This window comes from Bradyrhizobium sp. Ses1 (assembly GCF_059512365.1).
Genome location: NZ_JCAMOQ010000033.1, coordinates 72,067 through 90,542, shown reverse-complemented (window position 1 = coordinate 90,542; position 18,476 = coordinate 72,067). Strand labels below are relative to the sequence as shown.

Annotated in this window: 14 protein-coding genes; 5 read left to right on the top strand and 9 right to left on the bottom strand. The window is 64.9% G+C overall.

Annotation, left to right across the window (positions count from 1 at the left end):
- The first annotated feature begins 513 nt into the window (after positions 1-513).
- Positions 514-1,710 carry an amidohydrolase family protein gene (locus AC5ZG5_RS30055; RefSeq protein WP_456644034.1) on the top strand — a complete coding sequence of 399 codons (1,197 nt, stop codon included), beginning with the start codon at positions 514-516 and terminating at the stop codon, positions 1,708-1,710.
- 128 nt (positions 1,711-1,838) lie between these two features.
- Here the strand turns inward: AC5ZG5_RS30055 and AC5ZG5_RS30050 are convergent, their stop codons facing one another.
- From AC5ZG5_RS30050 to AC5ZG5_RS30010, 9 genes are all read right to left on the bottom strand, one after another.
- Positions 1,839-3,041, bottom strand: a complete 1,203-nt coding sequence (locus tag AC5ZG5_RS30050) for a DUF1236 domain-containing protein (RefSeq protein ID WP_456644033.1) — start codon at positions 3,039-3,041, stop codon at positions 1,839-1,841.
- Between the two features lie 99 nt (positions 3,042-3,140).
- Positions 3,141-3,596, bottom strand: a complete 456-nt coding sequence (locus tag AC5ZG5_RS30045; protein WP_028164318.1) for a MarR family winged helix-turn-helix transcriptional regulator — start codon at positions 3,594-3,596, stop codon at positions 3,141-3,143.
- Between the two features lie 24 nt (positions 3,597-3,620).
- The gene (locus AC5ZG5_RS30040) at positions 3,621-4,325 is read right to left on the bottom strand and encodes an ABC transporter ATP-binding protein (protein WP_456644032.1); all 705 of its coding nucleotides are present in this window, start codon (positions 4,323-4,325) and stop codon (positions 3,621-3,623) included.
- Entirely contained in the window at positions 4,322-5,113 is a 792-nt protein-coding gene (locus tag AC5ZG5_RS30035; protein WP_456644031.1) for an ABC transporter ATP-binding protein, read from the bottom strand. Before AC5ZG5_RS30035 ends, AC5ZG5_RS30040 begins: the two co-directional genes overlap by 4 nt.
- A complete protein-coding gene (locus AC5ZG5_RS30030) occupies positions 5,110-6,999 on the bottom strand; it encodes an ABC transporter permease (RefSeq protein ID WP_456644030.1) in 1,890 nt (629 codons plus the stop codon). The genes AC5ZG5_RS30035 and AC5ZG5_RS30030 overlap by 4 nt, the downstream gene beginning before the upstream one ends.
- Positions 7,000-7,166: 167 nt before the next feature.
- Positions 7,167-8,366: an ABC transporter substrate-binding protein gene (locus AC5ZG5_RS30025; RefSeq protein WP_456644029.1), complete on the bottom strand. Its 1,200-nt coding sequence runs from the start codon at positions 8,364-8,366 to the stop codon at positions 7,167-7,169.
- Positions 8,367-8,393: 27 nt separating this feature from the next.
- A complete protein-coding gene (locus AC5ZG5_RS30020; RefSeq protein WP_456644028.1) occupies positions 8,394-8,978 on the bottom strand; it encodes an amino acid synthesis family protein in 585 nt (194 codons plus the stop codon).
- A 36-nt stretch (positions 8,979-9,014) separates the two neighbouring features.
- Positions 9,015-9,920 (bottom strand): UPF0280 family protein, encoded by a 906-nt coding sequence (locus AC5ZG5_RS30015; RefSeq protein ID WP_456644027.1) that lies wholly within the window; start codon positions 9,918-9,920, stop codon positions 9,015-9,017.
- The gene (locus AC5ZG5_RS30010; RefSeq protein WP_456644026.1) at positions 9,917-11,356 is read right to left on the bottom strand and encodes a 6-hydroxynicotinate reductase; all 1,440 of its coding nucleotides are present in this window, start codon (positions 11,354-11,356) and stop codon (positions 9,917-9,919) included. The genes AC5ZG5_RS30015 and AC5ZG5_RS30010 overlap by 4 nt, the downstream gene beginning before the upstream one ends.
- Before the next feature lie 329 nt (positions 11,357-11,685).
- Between AC5ZG5_RS30010 and AC5ZG5_RS30005 the strand changes: the two genes are divergently transcribed.
- From AC5ZG5_RS30005 to AC5ZG5_RS29990, 4 genes are all read left to right on the top strand, one after another.
- Positions 11,686-12,153 (top strand): (2Fe-2S)-binding protein, encoded by a 468-nt coding sequence (locus tag AC5ZG5_RS30005; RefSeq protein ID WP_456644025.1) that lies wholly within the window; start codon positions 11,686-11,688, stop codon positions 12,151-12,153.
- The gene (locus AC5ZG5_RS30000; RefSeq protein WP_456644024.1) at positions 12,153-15,689 is read left to right on the top strand and encodes a molybdopterin cofactor-binding domain-containing protein; all 3,537 of its coding nucleotides are present in this window, start codon (positions 12,153-12,155) and stop codon (positions 15,687-15,689) included. The genes AC5ZG5_RS30005 and AC5ZG5_RS30000 overlap by 1 nt, the downstream gene beginning before the upstream one ends.
- A 67-nt stretch (positions 15,690-15,756) precedes the next feature.
- Positions 15,757-17,061 (top strand): nicotinate phosphoribosyltransferase, encoded by a 1,305-nt coding sequence (pncB, locus tag AC5ZG5_RS29995; protein WP_456644023.1) that lies wholly within the window; start codon positions 15,757-15,759, stop codon positions 17,059-17,061.
- 118 nt (positions 17,062-17,179) lie between these two features.
- Positions 17,180-18,475 carry an O-acetylhomoserine aminocarboxypropyltransferase gene (locus AC5ZG5_RS29990; protein ID WP_456644022.1) on the top strand — a complete coding sequence of 432 codons (1,296 nt, stop codon included), beginning with the start codon at positions 17,180-17,182 and terminating at the stop codon, positions 18,473-18,475.
- The last annotated feature ends 1 nt before the right edge of the window (position 18,476 follow it).

The window sequence follows — 18,476 nt, the reverse complement described above, 5'->3', positions numbered from 1 at the left end:
TCTTTTGCCACCGTCACTTCACAAGAAGCTTAGCGCCAGCGTCGGGGCGCCAGGACCACACGACTTCGCCGTCCGCGGATAGCTGCGCTCGTCGTTCACAGCACCCGCGTCCACCGCATCTCACCGCAACGTTCGTGACGATCGCGACCCGCCCTCATCCGCCGTGAGACGCGCGGAGTTAAATCACTGATTTGCCCGACGGCGAAAGCGGAATGTTTTTCGCGCGAGGACTGGACAGACTTTTGCTGATTTGCCCGTCGGGTTGTTATGTCGCACCCAAAATAGCCACATCGTCATTGCGAGCGGAGCGAAGCAATCCATAGCGCCGCAAGTAGAGACATGGATTGCTTCGCTGCGCTCGCAATGACGGAGGTGGTGGCGCGAGCCGCCGCACCCTCGGCAAGGGGCTTTTCGACGACGATTATTCGTGTACTAATAAACAATCCGACTTGATCGGCACGTCAGGCCGCGGGCACAATGCGCGGCGCAGGGATTGAGCGAAAAGGACAGAGCATGGCCCACGATGCACCGCAGGCGACCGGACCGAGCAAGCTGGTGATCCGCAATATCGGGCTGTTGCTGTCGGGGGCGCTGGAGCGGCCGATCCTCGACGCCGACACCATCGTGGCCGAGAACGGCAAGATCACCGCGATCGGCCGCGCCAAGGATGTCGACACCGAAGGCGCTACCACCATCGTCGATGCCAATGGCACGACGGTGGCGCCCGGGCTGATCGACAGCCACGTCCACCCTGTTGCGGGCGACTGGACGCCGCGGCAGAACCAGGTCAACTGGATCGACAGCTACCTGCATGGCGGCGTCACCACCATGATCTCCGCGGGCGAAGTCCACATGCCGGGCCGGCCACGTGATGTCGTGGGCCTCAAGGCGATGGCTATCTTCGCGCAGCGCGCATTCTGGACACTGAGGCCCGGCGGCGTGAAGGTGCACGCCGGCGCGCCGGTGATCGAATGCGAGATGGTGGAAGAGGATTTCAAGGAAATGGCCGCCGCCGGCGTCAAACTGCTCGGCGAGGTCGGCCTTGGCGGCGTGAAGGACGGCCCGACCGCGCGGAAGATGGTGGGATGGGCGCGCAAATACGGCATCCAGAGCACGATCCACACCGGCGGCCCCTCGATCCCCGGCTCCGGTCTGATCGACAAGGATGTCGTGCTGGAGGCCGACACCGACGTGGTCGGCCACATCAACGGCGGCCACACCGCCCTGCCGGACGACCAGATCCGCTGCATCTGCGAGGGCTGCAAGCGCGGCCTCGAACTGGTTCACAACGGCAATGAGCGATCGGCGCTCTACACGCTGCGCATCGCGCGCGATATGGGTGATCTTCACCGCGTCATCCTCGGCACCGATGCGCCCGCCGGCTCCGGCGTGCAGCCGCTCGGGATTTTGCGCATGGTCTCGATGCTGTCCTCGCTGGGCGAACTGCCGGCAGAGATCGCGTTCTGCCTCGCCACCGGCAACACCGCGCGGATGCGCGGATTGGATTGCGGATTGGTCGAAGTCGGCCGCGCGGCGGATTTCGTGCTGATGGACAAGGCGCAGCATTCGCCAGGCAAGAATATCCTGGAGAGCGTGCAGCTCGGCGATCTGCCGGGCATCGGCATGACCATCATCGACGGCATCGTCCGCACCCAGCGCAGCAGGAATACGCCGCCGGCGGGCAAAGTGCCGGAGATTGTGGGACGATAACCGATCCGGAGTCATTCCGGGGCATCGCGAAGCATCGAGCCCGGAATCCATCTCGCCGCAGAGTGCGCGGTAAAATGGATTCCGGGCTCGCGCTACGCGCGCCCCGGAATGACGGGGTGTGGGCGCGCCTACTCGATCACCTGCACTATCTTCTGCTGCTGCGGATCGACCAGCACGATCTGGTCGCCGACAGCGAGATAGCGATAGTTCCTGAGCTCGGCATTGCTGCGCACCATCTCCTCTGGCACGGGCTGCAGCGACAGGCAGTTCGATGCCGACGTTCCGCCCGACGAGGTCGTCGAGCCGACCGTGGTCGAAGGCCCGCGCGCCAACTCCCTGAACCTCGTGCGCATGTCGTCGCTGATGACGATGCGCTCGCGGCCATAGGCTGCGGCCCCGCCATAGCCCGGCCCTTCGTCGAGGATGTCGACGACTTCGTGCCGCCGCGGATCGACGATCACGACCCTGTCGTCGACGAGCGTGTAATCGTAGTCGCGATATTGCGGAGCAATCCGCACGATGTCTGCCGGCAGCCGGTGAGGCTGGATGCTCGGCGGCAACGGCTGGCCGATATTGACATTCACATTGGAGGTCCGGGTTGCCGTTCGATCACTCCGTAGCTGATCCACGATCTGCTTGCGCTGGTCGTCATTGACGTTTGCAGCGCGCTGACCGGCCTGTCCAGACGTTTGGCCGGTCCTGGTGGCCTGGTCCTGCGTCGTGTCGCTCGGCCGCGAGCTCTGCTGCTGCGTCGACGTGCCGGAGGGCTGTGCCGCCTGATCGCGCTGATCCCTGCGGTCGCGGTCCATCTGCTGCTGGCTCTGCTGCCTGGTATCGGCAGGCTGCCTGGTGTCCTGCGCGCGGTCACGTCCAGTGCGGTCCTCGCGACCGCGCTGCTGCTCGGTGGTCTCCTTGGCGTTGCGACCTTGCTGATCTTCCTTGCTCTGCTGCTGCGACGCGCTGGCTGGCGGTCGTTCGCGACGATCCTGATCCTGGCTTTGCCGGGTCGGCTCCTTGCTTTCACGTCCTTGCGGCTCCTGAGCCTGCTTGCTTCGCTCACCCGGCGACTGGCTCTCGCCGCGCTGCATGTCCCTGGCGCCGCCCCTCTGTTCAGATTGAGTGCGTTCCTTCGCGTGGTCGGCCGCCGCACCCGAGCGCTCGGTTTCCCTGGATGGGGCGCCCGAACGATCCATGTCTTTCGACTGAGCCGTGGGCGCCTGTGCGCGAGGGCTCTCCTCGCGCTTCTGCGATTGATCCGGCGCCTGCGCAATGGCCGCGCCGGCGCCGATGGTCATGGCGATTGCCGTTGTGTAAAGCCAATTCATCCTCATTGGGGGAACTCCTGTTGGTTCCTCTGCCCGCCTCTTGAACCTTAGCAATGTCAGCCGCCGGGTTTTGTTCCGCCGACAATCCGGCGGACTCTGGACGCTTCAGCGCAGCTTGCTCAGGAGCGCGATCAACGTCTCGCGCTCCTTGCCATCGAGCGGCGCCAGCGTTTCCTTGGTGATCGCCAGCGCGTTCGGCGCAGCTTTTTCGACCGTCTGCTGGCCCGCGCGGGTCAGGCTGACGAGCAAACGACGGCCGTCCTCAGGATCGGAACTGGTCTCGGTCAGGCCCCGCGCCGTGAGGCGGTCGATGACGCCCTTGATGGTGGCGACATCCATCGCTGTCAGCCGGCCAAGCTGGTTCTGCGAGCACGAGCCGGTCTCGGCGAGCTTCGACAGCGCCGCCCATTGCGGCGAGGTTAGCTCGACGCCGATCTCACGCGCGAAGATGGTGGCATGGCGCTGCCACACCTGGCGCAGCAAGAAGCCGATCTGCTCGTCCAGAACGTAGCTGATCTTCTGCGGCTTCGGGTTGCGTTTCGCGCCCCCATTCCTGGCCATTATTGAATCTCCCACCGTCGCCCATCACAGCGACAGATGCGCGTCCCGAATATCGGGCCGCGCATCGAGCTCGGCCATCGTGCCGCCGAAGCAGATGCGGCCGCGCTCGATGATATAGGCGCGATCCGAGATCAGGCGCGCGAAATGCAAGTTCTGCTCGGAGACGACGATGCTCACGCCCTCCTTTTTCATGGCAAGGATCGCATCGACCATCTGCTCGACGATCTTCGGCGACAGGCCTTCGGAAGGCTCATCGAGCAGCACCAGCGACGGATTGCCCATCAGCGTGCGCGCAATCGTCAGCATCTGCTGCTCGCCGCCGCTCATGCGCCCGCCTGCGCGTCGCCGCATCTCGCCGAGATTCGGAAACAGCGTGAACAGTTTTTCGCGCGTCCAGTATGGCGCGTTGGCGCGCTTCGGCTGACGGCCGACCTCGAGATTCTCCTCGACGGTCAGGTCAGTGAAGATGCGCCGTTCCTCCGGCACATAGCCGAGCCCGCCGCGCACGATCGCATGCGTCGGTTCGCGCGAAACGTCCCTGCCCTCGAACACGATGCGCCCCGAGCGGTTCTCAACCAGACCGACGATGGAGCGGAACGTCGTCGACTTGCCGGCGCCGTTGCGACCGAGCAGCGCGACCACCTCGCCCTCGCCGACATCGAGCGCGATATCGAACAGGATATGCGCCGGACCATAGAAGCTGTTGAGATCCTTGACCTGGAGTTTCATGCGTGCGCTCCGTCGCGGTGGCGCGCGTCGTAGACCAGGCCCTCGCCGAGGTAGATCGCGCGTACTTGCGCATTGCCGCGGACTTCCTCAGGCGATCCCTCGGCAATCAGGCTGCCGCGGTTGAGCACCAGGATGCGGTCGGCATGCTCGAACACGACATCCATATCGTGCTCGGTGAAGAGCACCCCGATCGACTGCTCCCGTGCGATCGTGGCGGTGAGCCGCATCAAGTCGATGCGCTCGCGCGGCGCCATGCCGGCGGTCGGCTCGTCCATCAACAACAGCTTCGGCTGGTTGGCGAGTGCAACCGCGAGCTCGAGCCGCTTGAGGTCGCCATAGGCGAGCTCGCCGCAGGGACGCTCGGCATAGGCGCCCATACCGACGAGATCGAGCAGCCGGCCTGCCTCCTCGCGCGCGAAATTCGGCGTCGAGCTCCAGACATTGAAAAGCTGGTGCCGGTGCGAGACCAGCGCGACCTGCACGTTCTCGCGCACGGTCATGGTGGGAAAGGTCGCGGTGATCTGGAAGGTGCGACCCACGCCGAGCCGCCAGATCGCGCGCGGCTTCTTGCCGGCGGTGTCCTCGCCCAGGATCGTGATGCGGCCGGAGTCCGGGATGTTCTGGCCGTTGAGCATATCGAAGCAGGTGCTCTTGCCGGCACCGTTGGGACCGATCAGCGCCAGGATCTCGCCGGCGCGCAGCTCGAACGAGACGCCGCGCACGGCGTGCACGCCGCCATACGACTTGGTCAGGCCTTCGACCGACAGCAATGTGGGGACCATGCTCATTCGGCGGTCTCGATGCGCGAGGCGAGAAGCGGCGAGTTCGACGATGACGATTTGCGGCGGCGGCTGAGGATCGATTCCAGCGTGCCGACGATGCCCTTCGGGAAGGCGACGACGATCAGCACGATGAAGGCGCCAAGCACCAGTTTCGACCAGTCGGTCTGGCTGACCAGCCAGATGTTCAAGGCCTTGTAGACGATGGCGCCGACCACGGCGCCGGACACCGTCTCGACGCCGCCGAGCAGCACCATGACCAGCGCATCGACCGAGAGCGAGATGCCCATGTTGTCAGGAAAGACGCTGCCTTTCAGATACGCGAACAGCGCGCCGGCGAGACCAGCCACGGTGCCTGCGATCACGAATGCGGTCCACTGGATGCGCTTGCCGTTGATGCCAACAGCCTCGCTGCGCAGCGGCGAATCCCGCGTCGCGCGCAATGCGAAGCCGAAGGGCGAGAACACGATGATGCGGAGGATCAGAACTGCCAGCGCCGCGATGCCGAGCGAGAGCCAGTAGAAGTGCGACGGGCTCGCCGCCCATTTCTCCGGCCAGACGCCAAGGATGCCATTGTCGCCGCCGGTGACCGCCACCCACTGGAACGCGATCGACCACACGATCTGGGCAAAGGCGAGCGTCAGCATCGCGAAATAGACGCCGGAGAGCTGTACGGCAAAGAAGCCAAACACGGCGGCACCGACGAGGCCCAATAGCGGGCCAAGCGCGAGGCACACGATCATCGGCAGCCCCGCCAGTTTAGCGAGGAAGGCGACGCCATAGGCGCCCAGGCCGAAATAGGCGGCATGGCCGAACGAGGCGAGACCGCCGACCGACATCAGGAAATGCAGGCTGACGGCGAAGATCACGAAGATCGCGATCTCCGAGCCGACGGTGAGCGCGTAATTGCCGGCGAAAAACGGCAGCGCGGCAGCCACGACCAGGGCGGCGATTGCGGCCAATCGCTCGTTCGAGGTCCAGGGCCGCCACGGATTGACGGTGAGGCCCGGCGTGCGGCGCGCCGGCGCCTCCGGCTTGCCGAACAGGCCCCACGGGCGGACGATCAGCACGACCGCCATCACCAGGAAGACCAGGATGATGGAGATCTTCGGGAAGATCAAAATGCCGAAGGCATTGAGCTCGGAGACCAGCACCGCGGCGACGAAGGCGCCGGTGATGCTGCCGAGGCCGCCGATCACGACAACGACGAACACATCGACGATGATGCGCAAGTCCATCGCATGATGCACGGCATCGCGCGGGATCTGCAGCGCACCGCCGAGGGCTGCGAGAAAGACGCCGACCGCAAACACGCTGGTGAACAGCCATTTCTGGTTGACGCCGAGCGCTGCGACCATGTCGCGGTCCTGCGTCGCCGCGCGCACCAGGATGCCCCAGCGGGTGCGCTGGAACAGCAGCCAGAGGATGCCGAGCACGACAGGGCCGAGCACGATCAGGAACAGGTCATAGCTCGGGATGTTCTGGCCGAAGAAATCAACCGCGCCCTTGAAGCCGGGCGCGCGGCGGCCGACCAGGTCGCTCGGGCCCCAGATCAGCACGACGAGATCCTGGACCATGAGCGTGAGGCCGAAGGTCGCGAGCAACTGGAACAATTCCGGCGAATGATAGATCCGCCGCAACAGCACCATCTCGACCAGCACGCCCACCACAGCCACGACGAGCGCGGCGGCGACGATGCCGCCCCAGAAGCCGAGCGCGCCGGAGAAGCGCTCGGTGAGCGTGAAGGCGATGTAGGCGCCGAGCATGTAGAACGCGCCATGCGCGAAGTTTACGATCCGCGTCACGCCGAAGATGATCGACAGCCCCGAGGCGACCAGGAACAGCGAGGCGGCGCTGGCAAGTCCGGTCAGGAACTGAACGACGTAAAAGGCCATCGGCGATCCGGGTTGGAGGCTGGGTCACCTCTCCCCGCCTTTGCGGGGAGAGGTCGAATTGCGCAGCAATTCGGGTGAGGGGCTCTCTCCGCGAGCGCGACTCGTGGAGACAGCCCCTCACCCCGACCCTCTCCCCGCAAGAGCGGGGAGAGGGAGGAGATCATCCATCAATCCTTCGGCCGCAGCTTCTCGATCTCGGCATCGGCAGGCAGATAGTCGGAGCCCTTCTTGTAGGAGGACTCCACCATTACGCCCTTGCCGTCCTTCAGCGCGGTCTTGCCGACGTAAGCACCGAGCGTCGACTGGTGGTCGATCTTGCGGAAGGTGATCTCGCCGAACGGCGACGGCACCGACAGGCCCTCGGTCGCCGCGATCAGCTTCTCCGGATCGGTCGAGTTCGCCTTGGTCAGGATCGCGGCCGCCGACTTGATGGTCTGGTAGCCGACGATCGAGCCGAGCCGCGGATAATCCTTGAACTTGGCCTGGTAGGCCTTCAGGAACGCCTCATGCTCCGGCGTCTTGATATCGTACCAGGGGTAGCCAGTGACGATCCACCCTTCCGGCGTTTCGTCCTTCAGCGGATCGAGATATTCCGGCTCGCCGGTGAGGAAGCTCACCACCGCGCGGTCCTTGAACAGGCCACGCGTGTTGCCTTCGCGCACGAGCTTGACCAAGTCGGCGCCGAAGGTGACGTTGAGGATCGCTTCCGGATTGGCTGCGGCAACCGCCTGCACCACCGGGCCGGCGTCGATCTTGCCCTGCGGCGGCCACTGCTCGTCGACCCACACGATGTCGGGACGCTTCTCCGACATCAGCTTCTTGAACACGGCAACCGCCGACTGGCCGTATTCATAATTCGGCGCGATGGTGGCCCAGCGCTTCGCCGGCAGCTTTGCCGCCGCCTCGACCAGCATCGCGGCCTGCATGTAGTTGGAGGGGCGCAGGCGGAACGTGTAGCGGTTGCCCTTCGACCAGGTGATGGCGTCGGTCAAAGGCTCGGCGGCGAGGAAGAATACCTTCTTCTGGTTGGCGAAGTCAGAGACGGCGAGCCCGATATTGGAGAGGAAGGTGCCGGCGAGCATCGCGACGTTCTCGCTCGAGACCAGCTCGTTGGCCGCGGTCTGTGCATCCGCCGGCTTGCCATTGTCATCCTTGGAGATGACGACCAGCTTCTTGCCGTTGATGCCGCCAGCGGCATTGATCTCCTCCACCGCGAGCTGCCAGCCCTTGCGATAGGGCTCGGTGAAGGCGGGCAACAATGAATAGCTGTTGATTTCGCCGATCTTGATCTCGCTCTGGGCCATGGCGGTGTTTGCCATGCCCGCAACCAGCACCGCGAGCCCTGCCCCGATCAAATAATTCCGCATCCCTTACCCTCCGCTCCTTAAGAAAAACTATCTCAAACCGTCTTCGCCCTTGATCTCCGCGACCGTCAGCCCGCCGACGCGCGGCAGCGGCCGGCCGGAATCGGTGACGGCGACCGCGACCATGATCTCGTTGGCCCGCGGCGCGTCATTGATCTGTACCTCCATGCCATCGAAATGGCTGCGCACGAAAGCCGCATCCTTATGCCCCAGCGGGATATCCAGCGTCGTCCCCGGACCAGAACGCTTTTTCGAGGATGGAATCAATGCGGCGCCTTTACTCAGGACCTTGCGGACGGGCGCTCCCATCTTGGGATGCAAGATCGCGGCCGCATGCTCGAGCTCGCCGTTTTCGCCGACGGCGGCGGCTTTCCCATAGGAATGCGCCTTGGAGCCCTCGATGCCGAGCGCCGCCACCGCTCGTTTCGACAGCAATTCGCCGAGTTCCTCGCCAATCGCGATCAGAGACGAAAGGTCCTCGACATAGCGGCCGGCAAAGGGGTTTTCGATTACCGCGATCGCCGCCGCGCGCCGGGTCGGCGGAGCGATGGTCTTACCCATCTCGATGTGGGTCTCCTCGACCACGGTGACGATCTTGCGAATGATGGCACTCATCGGTTTCCGCCCTGTTGTCTTCGGCCCGGTTTCTGATCAGGCCCGCGTAGTCTCTATCGCGCATTCATGAACGAGTTGCGATTCCGGCACGCTAAGCGCACGCGCCCGCACGATCACCGTCTCGCCGAACAGGCGCAGCGCCGCGCTCTCGATCAATCCTGCCGCAAGGCATTCTCGCGCGCAAACCGCACCCGCTTCAAGGGCATCGGTGATCTCGCGAGCCGACAATGTGCCGACCTCCCGCGTCACCAGGCGCGGGCCGAGGTCGCTGTCGGGCTGCAATTCATTTGCCGGGCGGCGGACAATCTTAGGGTTTCCGGGCAAGTCGACGGCGTTGGCGATGACGGTCGCGGCGGCATCGGCTTCCGAGGCGGTCCGCGCCAGCACGGTGACGGCATCGGCGATGCCGAAGGAGAAGCTGCGGCCATGGCGGCCGCTGGTGGCGATGCCGCGGACGGGATCGTCGGCGTGGATCATCATGGTCTGCATCAGGCCGCGACGATCGGGACGGTCGATCAGGCCGACGGTAAACTGCTCGTCGCCGGCAAGATGCAGGGCGATGTCGCCGCCATTATTGACATAGGCGCGATCGAGCGATGCTGCCTCCAGCATCGCGCCGAGGATTTCCTCCGCCACGCTGCCCGCGACCGCTGCCATCGGCGTGATGAAGCGGTCGGCGGCGAACGGGGCCACCGCCGCATGCATGCGGCGCGCGATGACGCCTTCGAGCGCGCAGTGCATCGGATGGGCCGCCTTGCGCAATTCGCCGAGCTCCATGCAGAGCCCGTCCAGCAGGTCGGTGAAGCGGCACACCGCCGCATCATAGGCTGCGCGCACGGCAGTCTCGCTTCCCGTTGCCTCCACGATCAGATCGATCGGTCCGTCCTGCAAATGCAGCCGCTTGCCATCAGGAAGAAGCGCGATTTGCGGACGTCTCGTCATGGTCGCCTCCCCGAAGTGAAGAGCATGGGCCGGATCTCGGCGCTGTCGCGGAGCGATGACAGCGGCCGCACGTAATCCATGTGGCCGCCGAGCGCCGCATAGTCGGAAAGTCTTAGCGTGAACTCGATCGGCGCCACCAGCGCCGGCGTCGGCACGTAGCCAAATGCCCCTATCGGCATCTGCGTGACATCGACCATGAAGGTGATGCCGCCGCCGGGCCAGACATAGACAGGTGCGCCGCCGCTGGTGACGCGGGTCAGCGCGTCCTTCACCGAGCGCGTCAGCCGCACCGGGTTGTCGGTGACGCCGGCGCGCAGCGAGCCGCCCGCGCCGGCCATGAACAGCACGGTGCACAGCGCCGGCTCGCAATTCTCCTGGATGCGCTCGACCGAGAATTTCAGCTCGGCCGGCATCTCCTGCTCGATCGGCCGCAGCGCCTCGTCGAGCACGTAATAGGCCGCATGCTCGCCGGTGGTCGAGACCATCAGCATGGTCAGCCCCGGCCGCGCCTCCTTGGGATTGAACGGCCCGAGCACAGAGAGCGGATCGGAGATCCTGGTGCCGCCCCAGCCGGTGCCGGGTTCGGCGACCTGGAAATAGCGGCCGGGCGTCGACCGGCGGCCTTTCATCTTGATGCCGGTGTCAGCGATATCCAGCAGCTTGCCGGCCTGGTGCTCCGAGAGCACGCCGGTGATGTGGTCATCGACGACAACGACCTCGTCGACCTTGCCGTGCCACTGCTTGGCGAACATGCCGATGGTGGCCGAGCCGCAGCCGACGCGCATGCGCTCTTCCTGCACGCCGTTGACAACAGGCGCTTGGCCCGCCTGCACCACGACGGTGGCGCCGCCGTCAATCGTAAGTTCCACCGGCTTGCAGTTGGACAGATCCATCAGGGTATCGCAGGTGACGCGGCCCTCCTTCTTCGAGCCGCCGGTCAGATGATGCACGCCGCCGAGCGACAGCATCTGCGAACCGTATTCGCTTGTCGTGACATGCCCGACCACCTCGCCCTGCGCGCGCACTGCGGCGGTCTCCGGGCCGAGATAACGGTCAGTGTCGATCTTCACCTTGACGCCGCAATAGGAGAAGATGCCTTCGGTCACCACGGTGACCATATCGACGCCGTCGATTTCCGACGACACGATGAAGGGCGCCGGCTTGTAATCGGGATAGGTCGTGCCGGCGCCGATCGCGGTGACGAAGATATCGCCCTGGTGGACGATCTTGCCGTCCCAGTCGCCGCTCGCCTGGAACGGCACCACGCGCCCGCCATGCTCGAGCGCGCGCGACAGCACGATATGCGGATCGACGCGCACCAGTTTCCCATCATGATTGGCATAGCGGTCGCAGGCGCCCGCCGCGCCGGGCTTGATGTAGCACATCACCGGGCAGGCATCGCAGCGGATCTTGTCAGAAGCGGCAACGTCGGCCATCGCGAACAAGCCTGGTGTTAGGAGGCGGCGTCATCTGGTCCCCGGGATATCAATCATCGGGGATATCGTTCGTATACGAATGATCCTGCGCGCAGGTTGTAGAGCTGTCAAGCGGGTGCAATCGCGAAAAACCACACCTGCCGAATAAAACCTCATTTGCCTCCCTGCTTTGTCCAGAAAGCGGGCAACGCAGTGCAGCAAATTGCTGACGGCTTGCACGTTTGTACACAAACGTTATCCTCCGATGCATCGATCGTAGATTTTGCGATCGCCGATTTTGCAATGCAATCATCGAAACGCTCATAGAAGCCTTAGGGGACCACGAGCCGATGCGCCTGACCGTCAACGGCAGGATTTTCGATGTCGACGCCGCTCCGGACACCGCACTGCTTTACGTGCTGCGCAACGATCTCGAACTGAACGGACCGAAATATGGGTGCGGGCTCGGCGAATGCGGCGCCTGTGCGGTGCTGATCGACGGCGTCGCGGCGCGATCCTGCGTGATCCCCATCGATGGCTGCGCCGGGCGCGACATTGTGACGCTCGAAGGGCTCGGCGCGCGCGAACATCCAGATCCCGTGCAGCAAGCCTTCATCGCCGAGCAGGCCGCACAATGCGGCTACTGCCTCAACGGCATGATCATCACGACGAAGGCGCTGCTCACGCGCAATCCGCGTCCGACCGAAAACGAGATATTGGAAGCATTGCGCTACAATCTCTGCCGCTGCGGCGCGCATATCGAGATCATCCGCGCCGCGATGCGCGCGGCCGGCCACGAACTCGAGGCACGCGATTGATGGCGTCGGATGAGAATCGCCCCCGGCCGCAGGGATCGCTCTCCGTTGTTCGACGATCGGATGCGAACGGCGCGTTCGAGACCTTCATCAAGATCACGGCGGATGGCTTTGTCACCGCCTATAACGGCCATGTCGATCTCGGCACCGGCATCCGCACCGCGCTCGGGCAGGTCGTCGCCGAAGAGCTCGACGTATCCTTTGCGCGCGTGGTCGTGGTGCTCGGTGACACCTCGCAGACGCCCAACCAGGGTCCGACGATCGCGAGCGAAACCATCCAGATATCGGCCGTGCCGCTCCGCAAGGCAGCGGCGCAGGCGCGGCACTTCTTGGTCACGCGCGCGGCCGAACGGCTCGAACTATCAAGCGACGAACTCGTGGTCGAGGACGGACTGATCCGCGGCAAGGACAACCGCAGCATCACCTATGGCGAGCTGATCGCGGACGAGACGATCCGGCTCGAGCTGGCCGACGATGTGCCGGTGAAATCCGTCGATACCTATTCCGTGGTCGGGCGTTCGGTGCCGCGCGTCGATCTGCCGGCCAAGGCGACCGGCGAACCGGTCTACGTCCACGACGTGCGCGTGCCCGGCATGCTGCACGGCCGCGTGGTGCGCCCGCCCTATGCCGGCGTCGATACCGGGCCGTTCGTCGGCACCAGCCTGATCGCGGTCGACGAGGATTCAGTGCGCAACATTCCGGGCCTCGTCGCGGTGGTGCGGATCGGCGATTTCGTCGGCGTCGTCGCCGAGCGCGAAGAAAACGCGATCAAGGCGGCGGCGCAACTGAAGGTCGCCTGGAAGCCGGCGCCGACGCTGACTGATCTCGACAACGTCGAGCAGGCGTTGCGCGCCAATCCTTCGACGCCGCGCACGCTGCTCGACAAAGGCGATGTCGACAGCGCAATCAAGGGCGCCGCGAAGCCGATGCAGCGGACCTATCTGTGGCCATACCAGATGCATGGCTCGATCGGCCCGTCCTGCGCGGTGGCGGACTATCGCGACGATGCGATCCACGTCTGGTCGGGCACGCAGAACCCGCACCTCCTGCGCAGCGATCTCGCGCTGCTGATCGAGCGGCCAAAAGCCGAGATCGAGGTGATCAGGATGGAGGCAGCCGGCTGCTATGGCCGCAACTGCGCCGACGATGTCTCGGCGGACGCGCTCCTGCTCTCGCGCGCCGTTGGCCGTCCCGTGCGCGTGCAGTTGACGCGCGAGCAGGAGCACGCCTGGGAGCCGAAGGGCACCGCGCAGCTGATGGACGTCAACGGCGGCCTGAACGCGGACGGCAGCGTGGCCGCCTACGACTTTGCCACGCGCTATCCCTCGAACGGCGCGCCGACGCTGGCGCTGCTGCTCACGGGGAGGATTGCGCCGACGCCTGCTGTCTTCGAGATGGGCGACCGCACCGCGATCCCGCCTTACGACTACGACCACATGCGCGTGGTCGCCAACGACATGCCGCCGATCGTGCGCGCCTCCTGGTTTCGCGGCGTCTCGGCGCTGCCGAATACCTTTGCGCATGAATCCTATATCGACGAGCTCGCGACTGAAGCCGGCGTCGATCCGATCGAATACCGGCTGCGCTATCTCAAGGACAAGCGCGCCATCGACCTCGTCAATGCGGTCGCCGAACGCGCCGGCTGGAAACCGCGACCGGTGCGCGAGGAGAAGGTCGCGGAAGGCGACATCGTGCGCGGGCGCGGCTTTGCCTATGCGCTCTACGTCCATAGCAAGTTTCCGGGCTATGGCGCCGCATGGTCGGCATGGATCGCCGATGTCGCGGTAAACCAAGCAACCGGCGACGTCAGCGTGACGCGCGTGGTGGCGGGGCAGGATTCCGGCCTGATGATCAACCCGGACGGCGTGCGCCATCAGATCGAGGGCAATGTCATCCAGTCGACCAGCCGCGCCCTGATGGAGGAAGTTACCTTCGAGCGCGGCGCGGTGACGGCACGAGAATGGGGCGCCTACCCCATCATCAAGTTCCCCGAGCTTCCGAAGATCGACGTGCTGATGCTGCCGCGGCAGGATCAGCCGCCGCTCGGTGTCGGCGAATCCGCGTCCGTGCCGAGCGCGGCTGCAATCGCGAACGCAATCTATGACGCGACCGGCGTGCGCTTCCGCGAATTGCCGTTCACGCCAGAGCGCATCCTGAAGGGATTGCACGGCGAGCAACCGACTGCTCCGCCTGCGCTGGCGCCACCGCCGCCTGCTCCGTCAGAGAAATGGCAAAAACCGTTCGTGAGACGCACCGGCGTGCTTGCCGGCATCGCCGCCGTATGTGCGGCCGTCGTCGGCATCGGCGCGGCCGTGCTGCCGTGGCGCGCGATTGCGCCGATCGCGCGTCCTGACGCATCGGTCTATTCGGCCGCGACCATTGCACGCGGCAAGGAGCTTGCGGCGCTCGGCGCCTGCGCGGTGTGCCATACCGCAGCGGACGGAACGCTCAACGCGGGCGGCCGGGCGCTGGAGACGCCGTTCGGCATCATCTACGCGACCAACATCACGCCCGATGTCGAGACCGGCATCGGCGCGTGGTCCTATCCGGCCTTCGAGCGCGCGATGCGCGAAGGCATCCATCGCGACGGCCGGCATCTCTATCCGGCTTTCCCCTACCCCCATTTTGCCAAAGCCACCGACGCCGACCTGCAAGCGCTCTATGCCTACCTGATGGCGCAGGCCCCGGTGCGCGCGATGACGCCGGAACACGACCTGAAGTTTCCTTTCAACCTGCGCCCGCTGCTCGCCGGATGGAATGCGCTGTTCCACGATACGAAAACATTCCAGCCCGATCCGACCAGGTCGGAGATGTGGAATCGCGGCGCCTATCTGGTCGAAGGTCTCGGCCATTGCAGCGCCTGCCATTCGCCGCGCAACGCGCTCGGCGCCGAACTGAAGAATGCCTATCTCGCCGGCGGCTTTGCCGAGGGCTGGGAGGCGCCTGCGCTGACGTCGCTCTCAAAGGCACCGATCCCCTGGAGTGAGGACGAGCTCTACGCCTATTTGCGGACCGGCGAATCCCGCTTCCATGGCGTGGCGGCCGGGCCGATGGCGCCGGTCGTGAAGGAATTGGCCGCACTGCCAGACCGGGACATCCGCGCCATGGCCGTCTATCTCGGCTCTTTCAACGAGACCGCCATTGACGGGCCGGCGCAGGAAGCGCTCGCCGTGAAGCTCGAACATGCGACGGCCACGAGCGCGGTTGTCCCCGCCTCTTTCGGCGCTCGCCTCTACCAGGGCGCCTGCGCGGTCTGTCACGAGGTGGGCGGACCGCCTCTGTTCGGCAGCCGGCCCTCGCTGTCCCTGAACAGCAATCTGCACAGCGCGGTGCCGGACAATTTGATCCAGGTGATCCTGCACGGCATCCGCGAACCTGCGACCGGCGACCTCGGTTATATGCCCGGATTCAAGGACAGCATGACCGACGGCCAGGTCGCCGAACTCGTTTCCTATCTCCGGCGGCAGTTTGCTCCGGACAAGCCGGCCTGGATCGGCATCGAGGCGACCGCTGGCAGGATCAGACAGGGAACACGCTGAGCTGCCCTGCCAGAACCACTGCCACATTCCACTGGTTGGGCAGCTTTTGGCACGCTAAGGTTCCGCCATGACGTTTACGGATATTGCAACCCGAACCTACAACCATGGCTGGCGGCTCGACCCGATCGTGCGCAGCCTGCTCGACACCGATTTCTACAAGCTGTTGATGCTGCAGATGATCCGGGAGTTCTACCCGGACACGCGCACGACCTTTTCGGTGATCAACCGCACCAGCCGGGTCCGGCTTGCCGAGGTGATCGACGAGGGCGAATTGCGCGCCCAGCTCGACCACGCCCGCACCATCCGCTTCAGCAAGAAGGAACTGATCTGGCTCGCCGGTAACACGTTCTACGGCAAGACCCAGATGTTCTCGCCGGATTTCATCAACTGGCTTTCGACTTTCCGCCTGCCCGAATATGAACTGCGCAAGGTCGATGGGCAGTATGAACTGCATTTCCACGGGCCCTGGACCCACACCACGATGTGGGAGATCCCGGCGCTCGCGATCCTGAACGAATTGCGCTCGCGCGCGGCGATGAAGGGTCAGGGCCGGTTCGCGCTCGACGTGCTCTATGCCCGCGCCAAGGCCAAGCTCTGGGCCAAGGTCGAGCGCCTGCGCAAGCTTGACGGCTTAAAGCTTTCGGACTTCGGCACCCGCCGCCGCCACGGCTTCCTCTGGCAGCGCTGGTGCGTCGAGGCCGTGAAGGAGGGGCTCGGGCCGTCTTTCACCGGCACCTCCAACGTGCTGCTGGCAATGGACAACGACCTCGAGGCGATCGGCACCAATGCCCATGAACTGCCGATGGTGGCTGCGGCGCTCGCCAATTCGGATGAAGAGCTGCGCTGGGCGCCCTACGCCATCCTGGACCAGTGGCGCCATACCTATGGCGGCAATCTGCTGGTCGCCCTCCCCGACGCCTTCGGCACCAGGGTGTTTCTGCGCGACGCGCCGGATTGGGTCGCCGACTGGACCGGCTTTCGCCCGGACAGCGCGCCTCCGATCGCGGCCGGCGAGGAGATCATCCGATGGTGGAAGCAGAAGGGCCGCGATCCCAGGGAGAAGCTCCTAGTCTTCTCGGACGCCATGGACGTCGATTCGATCGAGGAAAGCTACAGGCATTTCGCCGGCCGCGTTCGCATCAGCTTCGGCTGGGGCACCAACCTCACCAATGACTTCGTCGGCTGCGCGCCTGACGGTTCCGCCGACCTCGACCCGATCTCGATCGTCTGCAAGGTGACCTCGGTCGACGGCAGGCCGGCGGTGAAACTCTCAGACAATCCCGAGAAGGCGACCGGTGTCCCCTCCGAGGTCGAGCGTTACCTGCGCGTATTCGGCAACGCCGGCCGCGTGCGCGCTGCCGTGCACGTCTAGTTTTGGGCATGATCTCCGCGCAAACACTACGCGTTTGTCGCGCGGGAAAACTGGCTTCCATCTTTCCGGATCAGGCCATAAACCGCACCAATCCCGCCCCCAGCTCGCGAGTTTCAGCATGCCCGCACCCAACCCGCCTGCGTTCGAAACCCTAAGCCTGCATGCCGGACAGCGCCCCGATCCCGTGACGGGATCGCGTGCAGTGCCGATCTACCAGACGACGTCCTACGTGTTCCAGGACGCCGATCATGCGGCGGCACTGTTCAACCTGGAACGCGCCGGCCACATCTACACACGAATTTCCAATCCAACGACTGCGGTGCTGGAAGAGCGGATCGCAGCGCTCGAAGGCGGCGTCGGCGCGATCTGCACCGCGAGCGGCATGGCCGCGATGCATCTGGCGATCGCCACGCTGCTCAATGCCGGCGACCACATCGTCGCTTCGGCCTCGCTCTATGGCGGCACCATCAACCTGCTGGCGCACACGCTGCCGCGCTTCGGCATCACGACGACCTTCGTGAAGCCGCGGGCGCTGGACGAATTCCGCGCCGCGATCAAGCCGAACACGCGCCTGGTGATCGCCGAGACCATCGGCAATCCCGGCCTTGAAGTGCTCGATATCCCCGCGGTGGCTGACATCGCGCATGACGCGAAAATTCCGCTGTTGATCGACAACACCTTTGCGACGCCCTATCTCAGCCGCCCGATCGAATTCGGCGCCGACATCGTCATGAACTCGGCGACGAAATGGCTCGGCGGGCATGGCATCGCGATCGGCGGCGTCATTGTCGACGGCGGCGGCTTCGACTGGCATGCGTCGGGCAAATTCCCGCAGCTCACCGAACCCTATGCCGGCTATCACGGCATCGTCTTCGACGAGCAGTTCGGCAAGGCGGCCTTCATCATGCGGGCCCGCACCGAGGGCTTGCGCGATTTCGGCGCCTGCCTGTCGCCGACCAACGCGTTCCAGCTCCTGCAAGGCATCGAGACGCTCGGCGTGCGGATGGATCGGCACATGAGCAATACGCTCGCGGTGCTGGAATTCCTGACCGCCAACAAGGCAGTCGAGTGGGTGCTGCATCCGGCGCTGGAAAATCACCCGGATTACGAGCTTGCGAAGAAGCTGCTGCCGCGCGGCGCCGGCTCGATCGTCAGCTTCGGCATCAAGGGCGGACGCGCTGCGGGCAAGAAGTTCATCGAACAGTTGAAGCTGATCAGCCACCTCGCCAATGTCGGGGACGCCAAGACGCTGGTGATCCATCCCGCCTCCACCACCCATCAGCAGATGGACGCCGAGCAGCTCAAGGCTGCCGGCATCGGCGAAGAGCTGGTGCGGCTGTCGGTCGGCATCGAGACCGCGCAGGACATCATCGACGATCTCGGCCAGGCGCTTCGCGCGTCGCAGAGGGTTTGAG

What these genes read in the sequence shown, in the direction of transcription:
- AC5ZG5_RS30055 (WP_456644034.1), top strand. Translation starts at nt 514, where the DNA reads ATGGCCCACGATGCACCGCAGGCGACCGGACCGAGCAAGCTGGTGATC.
- AC5ZG5_RS30050 (WP_456644033.1), bottom strand. Translation starts at nt 3,041, where the DNA reads ATGAGGATGAATTGGCTTTACACAACGGCAATCGCCATGACCATCGGC.
- AC5ZG5_RS30045 (WP_028164318.1), bottom strand. Translation starts at nt 3,596, where the DNA reads ATGGCCAGGAATGGGGGCGCGAAACGCAACCCGAAGCCGCAGAAGATC.
- AC5ZG5_RS30040 (WP_456644032.1), bottom strand. Translation starts at nt 4,325, where the DNA reads ATGAAACTCCAGGTCAAGGATCTCAACAGCTTCTATGGTCCGGCGCAT.
- AC5ZG5_RS30035 (WP_456644031.1), bottom strand. Translation starts at nt 5,113, where the DNA reads ATGAGCATGGTCCCCACATTGCTGTCGGTCGAAGGCCTGACCAAGTCG.
- AC5ZG5_RS30030 (WP_456644030.1), bottom strand. Translation starts at nt 6,999, where the DNA reads ATGGCCTTTTACGTCGTTCAGTTCCTGACCGGACTTGCCAGCGCCGCC.
- AC5ZG5_RS30025 (WP_456644029.1), bottom strand. Translation starts at nt 8,366, where the DNA reads ATGCGGAATTATTTGATCGGGGCAGGGCTCGCGGTGCTGGTTGCGGGC.
- AC5ZG5_RS30020 (WP_456644028.1), bottom strand. Translation starts at nt 8,978, where the DNA reads ATGAGTGCCATCATTCGCAAGATCGTCACCGTGGTCGAGGAGACCCAC.
- AC5ZG5_RS30015 (WP_456644027.1), bottom strand. Translation starts at nt 9,920, where the DNA reads ATGACGAGACGTCCGCAAATCGCGCTTCTTCCTGATGGCAAGCGGCTG.
- AC5ZG5_RS30010 (WP_456644026.1), bottom strand. Translation starts at nt 11,356, where the DNA reads ATGGCCGACGTTGCCGCTTCTGACAAGATCCGCTGCGATGCCTGCCCG.
- AC5ZG5_RS30005 (WP_456644025.1), top strand. Translation starts at nt 11,686, where the DNA reads ATGCGCCTGACCGTCAACGGCAGGATTTTCGATGTCGACGCCGCTCCG.
- AC5ZG5_RS30000 (WP_456644024.1), top strand. Translation starts at nt 12,153, where the DNA reads ATGGCGTCGGATGAGAATCGCCCCCGGCCGCAGGGATCGCTCTCCGTT.
- pncB (WP_456644023.1), top strand. Translation starts at nt 15,757, where the DNA reads ATGACGTTTACGGATATTGCAACCCGAACCTACAACCATGGCTGGCGG.
- AC5ZG5_RS29990 (WP_456644022.1), top strand. Translation starts at nt 17,180, where the DNA reads ATGCCCGCACCCAACCCGCCTGCGTTCGAAACCCTAAGCCTGCATGCC.